This window comes from Streptomyces sp. NPDC006487, from assembly GCF_042870555.1.
Classification (GTDB): domain Bacteria; phylum Actinomycetota; class Actinomycetes; order Streptomycetales; family Streptomycetaceae; genus Streptomyces.
Genome location: NZ_JBIAHN010000011.1, coordinates 149,407 through 162,811, shown reverse-complemented (window position 1 = coordinate 162,811; position 13,405 = coordinate 149,407). Strand labels below are relative to the sequence as shown.

The 13,405-nt window shown below is 74.0% G+C and carries 6 protein-coding genes; all 6 read left to right on the top strand.

Annotation, left to right across the window (positions count from 1 at the left end):
- Nucleotides 1-45: 45 nt before the first annotated feature.
- The 6 genes from ACFYM0_RS20565 (at nucleotide 46) to ACFYM0_RS20540 (ending at nucleotide 13,284) form a co-directional block, all read left to right on the top strand.
- Nucleotides 46-1,764 carry a glycerol-3-phosphate dehydrogenase/oxidase gene (locus ACFYM0_RS20565; protein ID WP_388503296.1) on the top strand — a complete coding sequence of 573 codons (1,719 nt, stop codon included), beginning with the start codon at nucleotides 46-48 and terminating at the stop codon, nucleotides 1,762-1,764.
- A gap of 206 nt (nucleotides 1,765-1,970) precedes the next feature.
- Nucleotides 1,971-4,520 (top strand): protein kinase, encoded by a 2,550-nt coding sequence (locus tag ACFYM0_RS20560; protein ID WP_388503293.1) that lies wholly within the window; start codon nucleotides 1,971-1,973, stop codon nucleotides 4,518-4,520.
- 117 nt (nucleotides 4,521-4,637) lie between these two features.
- Complete coding sequence (locus tag ACFYM0_RS20555) at nucleotides 4,638-7,727, top strand: hypothetical protein (RefSeq protein WP_388503290.1); 3,090 nt, start codon at nucleotides 4,638-4,640, stop codon at nucleotides 7,725-7,727.
- Nucleotides 7,728-7,844: 117 nt separating this feature from the next.
- Nucleotides 7,845-9,611 carry a serine/threonine-protein kinase gene (locus ACFYM0_RS20550; RefSeq protein ID WP_388503288.1) on the top strand — a complete coding sequence of 589 codons (1,767 nt, stop codon included), beginning with the start codon at nucleotides 7,845-7,847 and terminating at the stop codon, nucleotides 9,609-9,611.
- Nucleotides 9,612-9,738: 127 nt separating this feature from the next.
- Nucleotides 9,739-11,367 (top strand): succinic semialdehyde dehydrogenase, encoded by a 1,629-nt coding sequence (locus tag ACFYM0_RS20545; RefSeq protein ID WP_388503285.1) that lies wholly within the window; start codon nucleotides 9,739-9,741, stop codon nucleotides 11,365-11,367.
- Nucleotides 11,368-11,466: 99 nt separating this feature from the next.
- Nucleotides 11,467-13,284: a GMC oxidoreductase gene (locus ACFYM0_RS20540; protein ID WP_388503283.1), complete on the top strand. Its 1,818-nt coding sequence runs from the start codon at nucleotides 11,467-11,469 to the stop codon at nucleotides 13,282-13,284.
- Nucleotides 13,285-13,405 lie beyond the last annotated feature (121 nt).

Sequence of the window (13,405 nt, the reverse complement as noted above, 5' to 3'; positions counted from 1 at the left end):
GGCACGGGCGCAGCGGCAGGTACGGGTGCGGGGATGGGTGCGGGGATGGGGGGAAGGGGTGGGCGGGCCTCGCTCGGGCCCGTGCAGCGGGCCGAGGCGCTCGCCGGGATGGCCGAGCGGGAGCTGGACGTGTTGGTGGTCGGGGCCGGTGTGGTGGGCGCCGGTACCGCCCTCGATGCCGTGACCAGAGGCCTCGCGACCGGGCTGGTGGAGGCGAGGGACTGGGCTTCGGGCACATCCAGCCGTTCCAGCAAGCTCATCCACGGCGGGCTCAGATACCTGGAGATGCTCGACTTCGCCCTCGTGCGGGAGGCGCTCAAGGAGCGCGGTCTGCTGCTGGGGCGGCTCGCACCGCACCTGGTGAAGCCGGTGCCGTTCCTCTACCCGCTGCAGCACAAGGGGTGGGAGCGGTTCTATGCCGGCTCGGGCGTCGCGCTGTACGACGCCATGTCGCTGTCCAGCGGCCACGGGCGAGGGCTGCCGACGCACCGGCACCTCTCGCGCAAGCGCGCCCTGCGGATCGCGCCGGCGCTGCGCAAGGACGCGCTGGTGGGCGCCCTGCAGTACTACGACGCCCAGATGGACGACGCGCGCTACGTGGCGACCCTGGTCCGGACGGCCGCCGCGTACGGGGCGCAGTGCGCCAACCGGGCGAGGGTCGTCGGCTTCCTGCGGGAGGGTGAGCGGGTGGTCGGCGCGCGGGTGCAGGACGTGGAGGGCGGCGGGGAGTACGAGATCCGGGCGAAGCAGATCGTGAATGCCACGGGGGTGTGGACGGACGACACCCAGGCGCTGATCGGGGAGCGTGGACAGTTCCACGTGCGGGCTTCGAAGGGCATCCACCTCGTCGTTCCCAAGGACCGGATCCACTCCTCGACCGGGCTGATCCTGCGGACCGAGAAGTCGGTGCTCTTCGTCATCCCGTGGGGCAGGCACTGGATCGTGGGCACCACGGACACCGACTGGGACCTGGACAAGGCGCACCCGGCGGCGTCGAGCGCGGACATCGACTACCTGCTGGAGCACGTGAACTCGGTACTGGCCGTCCCGCTCACCCGGGACGACGTCCAGGGGGTCTACGCCGGCCTGCGGCCGTTGCTGGCCGGGGAGTCGGACGCGACGAGCAAGCTCTCGCGCGAGCACACGGTGGCGCACCCGGTACCGGGCCTGGTGGTGGTCGCCGGCGGCAAGTACACGACGTACCGGGTGATGGCCAAGGACGCGGTGGACGAGGCGGTGCACGGGCTGGACCAGCGGGTCGCGCCGTGCGTGACGGAGGACGTGCCGCTGGTCGGTGCCGAGGGGTACCGGGCCCTGTGGAACGGCCGGGCGCGGATCGCCGCGCGGACGGGGCTTCATGTGGTGCGGGTGGAGCACCTCTTGAACCGGTTCGGCTCGCTGACGGAGGAACTGCTGGCACTGATCGCGGAAGACCCCTCCCTCGGGGAGCCGCTGACGGGGGCGGACGACTACCTCCGGGCCGAGGTGGTCTACGCGGCCTCGCACGAGGGGGCACGGCACCTGGACGACGTGCTGACGAGGCGTACGCGGATCTCGATCGAGACCTTCGACCGGGGGACGCGATCGGCGCGCGAGTGCGCGGAGTTGATGGCTCCGGTCCTGGGATGGGACGAGCAGCAGATCGAGAAGGAAGTGGAACACTACGAGAAGAGGGTGCAGGCGGAACGGGAATCGCAGCGCCAGCCGGACGATCAGACGGCGGACGCGGCGCGGCTGGGGGCGCCGGACATCGTGCCGTTGTAACTCCGTCACTTCGCGGGCGGAACCGCGGACCCGGGGCTCCCGTCCGTTGCGGAGTAAGGGACAATGAGGGTTCTGCCGGGGCGGGTTACCGGGCACCCCGGCCGCTGCCAGGGCAACCGGAGCAGGCGGCACGAACGCAGAGGGGACGCATGTCGAAGCCGGAGCACACCGAGTCGCCGGAGCCGTCTGTCGGGACGGGATCGCCGGTGCCTCCGGCGACACCCCCGACGGACCCGAAGCCTCCCGCCGAGCCGCCCGCGGCGGGAGCCGCGAAGCGTGCGGCGGCGGGCGCCGCGAAGGCCGGTGACGAGCCGGTTGCCGACCCCGCCGGTGCCGGAGCCGGTGCGGGCGGGGCCGCGAAGCCCGCTGAGGCCGCCGCTGCGGGGGTGACCGGTCCCGAGGACGCGAAGCCCGCGGCGAAGGCCGAGCCGGAGGATGCCAAGCCCGCGGGTGTGGGTGCCGGTCCCGGGGACGCGAAGCCCGCGGTGAAGGCTGCCCGGGTGAAGGCCGAGCCGGCGGACGCGAAGCCCGCGGCTTCCGCGGCGGAGCCGGAGCCGCGGAAGCCGGCTGCGGGGAAGGCTGCCGGTGGGGCCGAGCCGGAGGATGCCAAGCCCGCGGGTGTGGGTGCCGGGTCCGAGGACGCGAAGCCCGTGGCGAAGGCTGCCCGGGTGAAGGCCGAGCCGGCGGACGCGAAGCCCGTCGGTGCGAAGGCGGAGTTGCGGAAGGCCGCCGCCGTGCGGGCGGACGGTGGGGGCGACGGCGCCAAGCCCGCCGCGGTGAGCAAGGCCGACGAGGTGGCCGCCGCCGTCAAGGCCGCCGCGGCCAAGGCGGGAGAGGGCGCTCAGGACGAGGGCAGGCTGCTCGCGGGCCGGTACCGGCTCAGTGACGTCCTCGGCAAGGGCGGCATGGGCACGGTCTGGCGCGCCCGGGACGAGACCCTCGGCCGGACCGTCGCCGTCAAGGAACTCCGCTTCGGCAGCGGCGTCGACGAGGACGAGAAGCGCCGCCTGATCACCCGTACCCTCCGCGAGGCGAAAGCCATCGCCCGGATCCGCAGCGGCGGCGCGGTGACCGTCTACGACGTCGTCGACGAGGACGGCCGGCCGTGGATCGTCATGGAGCTCATCGAGGGCCCCTCGCTCGCGGAATTCATCCGTGAGAGCGGCCCGCTGACCCCCCGCCGCGCCGCGGAAGTCGGCCTCGCCGTGCTCGACGTACTCCGTGCCGCCCACCGCCAGGGCATCCTGCACCGGGACGTGAAGCCCTCCAACGTGCTCCTCGCCGACCACGGCAACGGCCGCGTGATCCTCACCGACTTCGGCATCGCCCAGGTCGAGGGCGACCCCTCCGTCACCTCCACCGGCATGCTCGTCGGCGCACCCTCGTACATCTCGCCCGAGCGGGCCCGCGGCCAGCGCCCCGGCCCGCCGGCGGACATGTGGTCGCTCGGCGGCCTGCTGTACGCCGCCGTCGAGGGGGTTCCCCCGTACGACAAGGGGTCGGCGCTCGCGACGCTCACCGCCGTGATGACCGAGCCCGTCGAACCGCCCAAGAACGCCGGCCCCCTGACCGAGGTCATCTACGGCCTCCTCGTCAAGGACCCCGCCCACCGGCTCGACGACGACCGCGCGCGGGCACTGCTCACCGCCGTGATCGAAGCACCCGAGCCGCCGGCTCCCGTACTCGCCCCGGAGGTCGAGGAGACCCGGCAGATATCGCTCGCCGAGGCCCGCGACGCCGCCGAGAAGGCGGCTGCCGACAAGGCGGCGAAGGCCGCCGAGAAGGCGGAGAAGAAGGAGCGCGAGCGGCGTGAGCGCGAGCAGCGCGAGCGCGCCCGCGCGGCGTTGAAGTCGGCCCGCAAGGAGGCGGCCGCCAGCGCCGCGGCCGCGGCCGCCGCCGCCACGGCCGCGACCGCCGCGGAGTCCCCGTCGCCGCGCCCGTCGCCCGTCGCGGCCCCGCTCACCGACGTGGTGCCGCGCCGCACCATCGCGCTCGCGATAGCCGGCGTGGTCGTGGCGCTCGCCGTCATCGGCTCGGTCATCGCGTACGCCATCAGCGGTGGCGACGAGAAGGACGGTTCGCTGAAGGACGGCAAGAGCGGCAGCTCCGCAGCCGCTTCGAGGCCCGCGGCCGGCTCCTCGCCCCCGCCTGCGACCTCTCCCTCGCCCTCTCCCTCGCCGAAGTCCGGCGAGTCGTCCGGCGGAGGGGCCGCTTCGCCGGACCCGGGCACGTCGCAGGGCTCCGGCACCAATCCCGGCCAGGGCCAGGGAGCCACGCCCGGGGGAGCCCTGCCGGGGATCCCGCCCGGGTACGTCCAGGTCGACGACCCCGGGTTCCATTTCGCGATGGTCATGCCCGAGGGCTTCAAGCAGACCGGCGTGATAGGGAAGAAGGACGGCGTCATATACAGCCGCGACGGCGGTTTCCCGCGCATCCAGATCGACTTCAACAGCTCGCCGAAGGACGACGCCCGCGCCGCCTGGCTGGCGCTGGCCCCGAGCGTGGCGAGCAGCAGCAGCAACTACAAGCTGGTGCGCCTCGAAGCGGTCGACTACCGCGGGTACCCGACCGTCGCGGACTGGGAGTTCGAGCGGGACCAGAAGGGCGTGCGGGTCCGGGTGCTCGACCGCGGGTTCCGGATCGACTCGACGCACGGCTACGCCATCATGATCACCTGCCTCGCGGACCAGTGGGCCGCGGCGGAGTGCACGCAGCTGCGCACCACGGCGTTCGACACCTTCCAGCCACGCGGCTGATACCCGCCCTGAGCGTGCCCGGGTCAGCCTCGCCAGGGCCGGGACGCGGGCGCCTCGGGCGTCGTATCGTGTCAGCGGGGCCTGGGGGACGGGCCCGCAGCTCTCGGGGGAGGCGATGTGGAGGACTACGCGGGCCGGATCCTGGCCGAGCGCTACCGTCTGCCGCTGCCGCCGTCGGACGCTTACGAACTGATCGAGACCCGGGCCTTCGACACGCGCAGCGGCCAGGAAGTCCTCGTACGGCAGGTGCCGTTGCCGGAGGTCGTCGACGCGGAGCTGCTGGACGGCACGCGGGGCGGTCCCCCCGCCGCGGGGGGCCGGCGCGTACCGCACGGTGAACTGCCCGCCGTGCGCAGGGCGATCGAGGCGGCGCAGGCGGCGGCGTCCGTGCCGGACCATCCGCGGCTGGACCAGGTCTTCGACGTGTTCGCGGAGGGCGGTTCGCTGTGGATAGTGAGCGAACTCGTCCCGGCCAGACCGCTGGCGGCGCTGATCGCCGACGAACCGCTGAGCCCGTACCGGGCCGCGGAGGTGGCGGCGGACGTGCTGACCGCACTGCGGGTGCTGCACGGGCACGGGTGGACGCACCGGAACATCACCATGCGGACGGTGCTGATCTGCGAAGACGGGCGGGTCGTCCTGACGGGGCTCGCGGCGGGGGCGGCGGAGGACGCCCTGTGCGGGTACGACCCGGTCCCCCCGCGGGACGGCACGGGCGACCCGGCGGGGCCCTGGCCGGGCGGTGAACCGGGTGGCACACCGGGCGGTGGCGCGGGGTTCGCGGCGGGTCGGCCGGAGAGCGGCGGCGGGTACGGCTACGGCAGTGGGTACGCAGGCGGGTACGGCCGGGCCGCCTTGGCCGGGCCGGGGGCGGACGCCGGGTACGGACAGGGATCCGATTCCGGTGCCGGGCCGGTCGGCGGGCAGCAGGGCCGGGAGCTCGGCGAGCGGTACGACGACTCCTACGGGAGCGGGCCCGCGGAGCCTTCCGGGCGGAATGGCGTGCACGGTGCCGGTGCGGCCGTCCAGGGGACCGGCAACGCGGCGGAGTACGCGCCGCTCGTGGCTCCGGGGTACGACACCGGGCCGCGCTACCGGGACCACATAAGCCCGGGCACGACCGATGCCTCCGGCACGTCCGCAGCCGCCGGCGCTTCCGGCACTGCCGGGAACCCCGGCCCTCCCAGCACCTCCGGCACTCCGGGAACTCCCGGCGCTTCCGGCACTCCCGGCGCTCCCGGGTCCTCCGGCAACCCCGGGGACCGGCCCGATCTGAAGGCCGCCGCGCGGGCCGGGGCCATCGCCGCGTACCGGGCCGGGGCCCAGGCCGCCGCGCGGATCACCGAGCAGCGCAAGGCCGGGGCGGAGGCCGCGCCGGAGCAGGAGCCGGAGCCGAGGCCGGAGGGGCCGAGGCCGGAGGGGTCGAAGGTGCCGCAGGGGTACTCGTACCCGTACGGCGGCCCGGACAGCGGTGCGACCTGGCACGGAGCCACCCCGCGCCGCCAGGCCCTGCCCCCGGCCGAGGCGGCACCGCCGGCCCGAGCCGCGCTGCCGGCGCAACTCGCCCTTCCCCAGGGCTACCAGCAGGCGGAGACCCCGGGCGACGGCCGGGCCCCCGGGCAGCCGACGGCGGCGGGCGGCCGGGCGCAGCCCCAGGACGGCGCGGAGCACCGGGCGGCCCCCGGGCCGGGGCACGACCCCGGCTACGGGCAGCCCCGGCCCGGGCCGGGCCGCCCGGATCCGGCGGGCCCCGGCCACGACGGCCCGCAGGGCGCCGCCGGATACCCGGCGTCTCCCGGCGACGGGGCCTACGGGCAGGCCGGTCCACAGACCGCCGCCGGGTACGCGGCGGGCCCCAGGGGCGACGGCTACGGCCAAGGCGGCCCGCAGAGCGGCCCGCAGGGCGCCGCCGGGTACGCGGCGGCTCCCGGGGCCGGTGATTACGGGCCGGTGCGCCCCGGTGGCGGCGGTGCCGGGTGGGGGAGCGGGCCGCGGAGCGGGCTCGATGCCGAGCGGGCCCGGCAGACGCGGATGGCCGTGGTCGGGGCCGTTACCGAGCGGTGGGCTCCCGAGCAGGCGCAGGCCGTGCACGGGCCGTGGCAGCTGGCCGCGCCGGTCGGGCCGGCCACCGACCTGTGGGGGCTCGGCGCGCTGCTGTACCGGGCCGTACAGGGCCATGCCCCGTACCCCGAGGACAGCGTCGCCGAGCTCGTGGAGATGGTCTGCGCCGAGCCCCCCGCCTTCGCCGAGGAGTGCGGCCCGCTGCGCCCCATCGTGGAGTCCCTGCTGCGCCAGGACCCGACCGAGCGGCCCGACTTCGAGGAGCTCCGCGGCTGGCTGCGCTCCCTCGTGCGGTCCGCCCCGGAGCCCGAGGGCGGCTTCGCCATGCTGCCGCCGGTGGTGGAGGACCCGGCGAGGCTGCCCGTCGTACGGCGGCGAGCCGACCTGCACGGCCGGCACCGCAGCGCCGAACACCCCCGCACGTCGCGTTCGCTGGGGCGTTCCCTGTTACTCGGGATCCTCGTCCTGCTCTCGGGAGCGGTGGCCTACGCCCTGTTCTTCATGCCGGGAGCCGCCGATCCGCAGGGCGGCGGGCAGAAGGCCGCCGGGATGAGGCCGCCCGCCACGACCCCGTCGCAGAGCCCGGGCCGCGGCGCCGGCCAGAGCCCGAGTCCGAAGGCGAGCGGGTCCGGCCAGGCGAGCCCTTCCGCGAACCCGCCCGAGTCCAAGCCCGCCCCGCAGACCAACGCCCCCGCTCCGTCCGGGTACACCGTCCAGCAGGACGCCGAGCACTTCTCGATCAACGTCCCGAACGGCTGGGAGCGCCGCGGAATGAACGAGTCCGGTCAGGTCCGGTACACGGAGGGGGACTTCGTGCTGACCGTCGTCCCCGGCCGGGACAAGGTCCAGGGCAACCCCGACCCGGCCACCTACCAGAAGGACAAGGAGCCCGAACTGGCCCCGTACCGCTCCTCCACCTGGTCCAGCGTCAGCGACATCAAGTCCACCAAGGTCGGCAACCAGCTCCGCGTGACCGGCCGGTACACCTGGATCGACGGCAACGGCCGTTCCGTCGTGGCACGCAACTTCGTCGTCGCGCTCGGAGGTTCCTACCATGTCGTCATGGTCACGGGCCCGCAGGACCAGGAGGGCAAGGTGACCGAGACCTTCGAGCAGGCGACGGCCAGCTACAAGAGCGGCGGCTGACGAGGTATCAGTACGGCGATTGCGTCACAGTGCGGCCCAACCGCCTCCGAGTGGTTCCGTCGCCGCCCGGGATCTCCGTAGTCTGACCGGAAGTGCACAGAGCGGCGGCGGGGATTCGTGGAACAGCAGACAGGTGCGGGTGCGGTGCTCGCGGGCCGGTACCGGCTCGTGGAGCCCATCGGCAGGGGCGGCATGGGCAAGGTGTGGCGCGCCCACGACGAGCTGCTGCACAGGACGGTCGCCGTCAAGGAACTGACGGCCGGGCTGTACGTGGCCCAGGCGGACCGGGACGTCCTGCACGCCCGGACGCAGAAGGAGGCCCGGGCCGCGGCCCGGATCCAGCATCCGGCGGTCGTCACCGTGCACGACGTACTGGAACACGACGACCGGCCCTGGATCGTCATGGAGTACATCGACGGCCCCTCCCTCGCGGACGCGGCGAAGACGGCCGGCCGGATCGAACCCCGTGAGGCGGCCCGGATCGGGCTGCACGTGCTCGGCGCGCTGCGCGCCGCGCACGCGGTCGGCGTACTGCACCGGGACGTGAAACCGGGCAACGTGATGCTCGCCAAGGACGGGCGGGTGATGCTCGCCGACTTCGGCATCGCCGCGATCGAGGGCGACTCCTCCATCACGCGCACCGGCGAACTCATCGGCTCCATCGACTACCTGGCCCCCGAACGGGTCACCGGCGGGTCCCCCGATCCGGCCTCCGACCTGTGGTCGCTCGGCGCGACGCTGTACACGGCCGTCGAGGCCCGTTCGCCGTTCCGCCGTACCTCGCCCATCTCCAGCCTCCAGGCCGTGGTGAACGAGGAGCCGCCCGCCCCCACCCACGCGGGCGCGCTGGCCCCGGTCATCACGGCGCTGCTGCGCAAGGATCCGGCGCAGCGGCCCTCGGCCGACGAGGCCGAGCAGATGCTGCTGCAGGCGATGGAGGGCCGCGAGCCGAAATCGGCGCAGGCGTACGTACCCACGCGCGCGATGGGATCCGAGGAGCTGGGCGCCGCCCGGAACGAGTCGGCGGACACGGCCACGCTGGCCGGGAGCGGGGAGCCGGGAGCGCACCAGGGCCGGGTGCCGGAGCCGGAGCCGGGCCAGGGGCCGGGCCAGGGGCCGGGTCCGGCGTTCGCCGCCCGGTCCGAATCCGGGCCGGGCGGGCAGGGCGGGCAGGGCGGACAGTCCGGGCCGGGCGGATCCGGCGGGCCGGGCCGCCGGGACGCCGGAGCCCCCGGCTGGATCGGGCGCGCGGCGGTCATCGCCGTGGTGGCGGCGCTGCTCGGCGGTGGCGGGGTGTTCGGGATCCTGAAGTACACCAGCGACTCGGACGCGGACGGCGGGATTCCGGGCCGGACGGCCGGTTCGACGGAGTCGCCCGGTGCTTCGTCCGGTGTCGGGGACGCCAAGGGGCAGGCGGATGAGGTTCCGCCGGCGGGCTGGTCGAAGGTGGTCGACAAGCAGGGCTTCGCCCTCTTCGTCCCGGACGGCTGGAAGCGCCGGGAGGACGGGTCGCAGATCGACTACACCGGGGACGGCGGCAAGCACTTCATCCGGATCGCGATGGACCGCAAGCCGCTCTTCAAGGACCCGTACGCGCACCTGCTGGACCTGGAGAAGCAGGTCCAGAAGCGCTCCGACTACGTGCGCCTGACCCTGCATCCGAACACCTTCCGGGGGCAGGTCAAGGCCGCCCTGTGGGAGTTCGTCTGGACGGAGAAGACCGGGGCCTTCACCGGGCCGCGGAAGGCCATCGAGCAGATGTACTACGCGCCGGACGGCACCGAGTACGCGGTGTACATGTCGGGTCCGGTCGCGGACTGGGACACGACCCGGTCACAGTTCGACATCGTGCTCAGCGGCTGGCGGCCGGCCCCGGCCCGCTGAGACCGGGCCCCGGCGGCTGCCGCCGGGCCCGGATTCCGCCATCCTGCCAGCGATCACTGGCGGAAATGGCAAAATCCGGTTACCGGCGGGTACCCAAAGCACCCCCGGGCGCAATACGCTCACGGCCATGACGGACACGCAGGCCCCGGCCCCCCTCCGCAGCGCCCCGCAGCCCACCAATCCGGTCGCCCCCGCCCCGGCCGGCGCCCGGAGCGCCGCCGACGTGGTGACCCCCGAACTGGTCGCCCGGCTGACCCGCGGGGTGGCCGGCTCCGGCCGCACCGCCAACCACAGCCCCTTCACCGGGGACCGGCTGGCGGAGCTCCCCGAAGCCACCCCCGAGGACGTGGCGGAGGCCTTCGCCGCGGCCCGCGCCGCGCAGCCCGCCTGGGCCGCCGTGCCCGTCCGCGCCCGGGCCGCCGTACTGCTGCGCTTCCACGACCTGGTGCTGGCCCGGCAGGCCGAGGTGCTCGACCTGATCCAGCTGGAGACCGGCAAGGCCCGCCTGCACGCCCACGAGGAGGTGCAGGCCGTCTCGATCGCCGCCCGGCACTACGGCCGCAAGGCGCCTTCGTACCTGCGCCCCAAGAGCCACACGGGCGCCATGCCCACCCTCACCAAGGTCACCGAGCTGCGCCAGCCGCGCGGGGTCATCGGCCAGATCGCCCCCTGGAACTACCCCCTCGAGCTCTCCGTCGGCGACGCGCTGCCCGCCTTCGTCGCGGGCAACGCCGTCGTGATGAAGCCCGACACCGAGACCGCGCTCACCGCCCTGTGGGCCCGCGACCTGTTGATCGAGGCGGGCCTGCCGGCCGAGGTGTTCCAGGTCGTCCTCGGCGAGGGCCCGGTCGTCGGTCCCGAGGTGGTCCGGCACGCCGACTACGTTTCGTTCACCGGTTCCACGCGTACCGGCCGCGAGGTGGCCCAGGGCGCGGCCGCCCGCCTGGTCGGGGTCTCCCTCGAACTCGGCGGCAAGAACGCCATGCTCGTCCTGCGCGACGCCGACGTGGAGAAGGCCGCCGCCGGCGCCGTCCGCGCCTGCTTCTCCTCCGCGGGCCAGCTCTGCATCTCCATCGAGCGGCTGTACGTCCACGCCTCGATCGCCGACGAGTTCGTCGCCCGGTTCGCCGCCCGTACGAAGGCCATGCGCCTCGGTTCCTCCCTCGCCTACGGCGCGGACATGGGCTCCCTGGCCGGGGAACGCCAGCTGGCGGCCGTACAGCGCCACGTGGATGACGCCGTCGCCAAGGGCGCCACCCTCGTCACCGGCGGCGTCGCCCGCCCCGACATCGGCCCGCTCTTCTACGAGCCGACCATCCTCGACGGCGTCGAGACCGCGATGGCGGTGTGCGGGGAGGAGACCTTCGGCCCGGTCGTCTCCATCTACCGCTTCACCGACGAGGACGCGGTCATCGAAGAGGCCAACGGCACCTCCTACGGCCTGAACTCCAGCGTGTGGACGAAGGACGCCCGCCGCGGCCACGCCGTCTCGGCCCGCCTGCGCACCGGCACCGTCAACATCAACGAGGGCTACGCCCCGGCCTACGGCAGCGCCCAGGCGCCCATGGGCGGCATGAAGGAATCCGGCCTCGGCCGCCGCCACGGCTCCGAGGGCATCCTCAAGTACACCGAGGCCCAGACCGTCGCCCACCAGCGGCTGCTGCCGATGGGGCCTTCGTTCGGGATGGACGACGAGAAGTACGCGGAGTTCATGACGCGCAGCCTCAAGGTCATGAAGGCCTTCCGGCTCCGCTAGGCCGTCTCTTCCGCTCCGCAAGACCGCCCGGCCGGCCCGTTCCGTCGGCCCGTTCCGCCAGTCCGTTCCGCCAGTCCGTTCTGCAGGGGAGGCACCGCAGTGTCGTACGACCATGCCTACGACTACGACGTCATCGTCATCGGATCGGGTTTCGGAGGGGCGGTCTCGGCGCTGCGGCTCACCGAGAAGGGGTACCGGGTCGGCGTCCTGGAGGCGGGACGCCGCTTCACCCGCGAGAGCCTGCCGAAGAACAGCTGGGACCTGCGCAACTACCTGTGGGCCCCGGCCCTCGGCCTGTACGGGATCCAGCGCATCCACCTCCTCGGCAACGTGATGGTCCTCGCGGGCGCCGGGGTCGGCGGCGGCTCCCTCAACTACGCCAACACCCTCTACGTGCCCCCCACCGCCTTCTTCGAGGACCGGCAGTGGGCGTCCATCACGGACTGGCAGGACGAGCTCGCCCCCTACTACGACCAGGCCAAGCGGATGCTGGGGGTCCGGCTCAACCCGACGACGACCCCCTCCGACGTCCACCTCAAGGCGGCCGCCGCCAAGATGGGCGTCGCGGACTCCTTCCACATGGCCCCGGTCGGCGTCTTCTTCGGGGACGGCGACGATGCCGAGGGCCAGAGCAGGGTCCGCCCCGGTGACGAGGTCGCCGACCCGTACTTCGGCGGCGCCGGCCCCGCCCGCAAGGCCTGCACCGAGTGCGGCGAGTGCATGACCGGCTGCCGGCACGGCGCCAAGAACACCCTCAACGAGAACTACCTGCACCTCGCGGAGCGGGCCGGCGCCGTCATCCACCCCATGACCACGGTCACCGCGCTCTCCGAGCACCCCGACGGCGGCTACCGCGTCCGCACCGTCCCCACCGAGGGCCGCCGCCGCGCCGAGCCCAAGGTGCTGCGCGCCCGCCACGTGGTCGTCGCGGCGGGCACGTACGGCACCCAGACCCTCCTGCACACGATGAAGGACCTCGGCGAGCTGCCCCGCCTGTCGGACCGCCTCGGCGATCTGACCCGGACCAACTCCGAAGGCCTCGTAGGGGCGCAGACCGATGACCGCCGCTACGGCAAGCGGCACGGCAAGGGCAAGCGGGCGGACTTCACGCGCGGCGTGGCCATCACCTCCTCGGTGCACCCCAACGCGGACACGCACATCGAGCCGGTGCGCTACGGCAAGGGCTCCAACGCTATGGGGTTCATGACGATCCTCCAGGTGCCCTACTCCACCCACCGGGTCCGCGCCTGGTTCGGGCGCACCGCCCGGCACCCCGTGCAGCTGCTGCGCTCGCTGTCCAACCGCCGCTGGTCGGAGCGGACCATCATCGGCCTGGTCATGCAGTCCCTCGACAACTCCCTGACCACCTACCGCAAGCCCGGCGGCATAGGGAAGGGCCTGCTCACAGCCCGCCAGGGCCACGGAGCGCCCAACCCCGTACAGATCGCCGAGGCCACGCGGGCGGCGACGCTGCTGGCCGAGGAGATCAACGGGTTCCCGGGCAGCAACGTCGGCGAGCTGATGGGCACCCCGCTGACGGCGCACTTCCTCGGCGGCTGCCCGATCGGCGCCTCGCCCGAGGAGGGCGTGGTCGACCCGTACCACCGGCTCTACGGGCACCCGGGCATCTCGGTGGTGGACGGCTCGGCGGTCTCCGCGAACCTCGGGGTCAATCCGTCGCTGACGATCACCGCGCAAGCGGAACGGGCGATGTCCTACTGGCCGAACAACGGCGAGCGCGACCCGCGCCCGGAGCAGGGGGCGTCCTACGCCCGCCTGGACGCCGTGGAACCGGTCCGCCCCGCGGTACCGAAGGAGGCCTTCGGGGCGCTGCGCCTGCCGTTCCTGGCGGTACCGGAGGTCCCGCCGCGCACGGAGCCCCCCGCCGCACAGCCGCCGGCGCCGATGGGCCGCTGAACGACTTCGGCGGGCACCGCACTCCCCCTCCGAGCGCGGTACCCGCCGAACTACAAGCAAGACAGCTGTCCGGCCCGGATGGTTGTAGCGGAAACCGGCGATGGAAGTGTGGCGTCCGTCA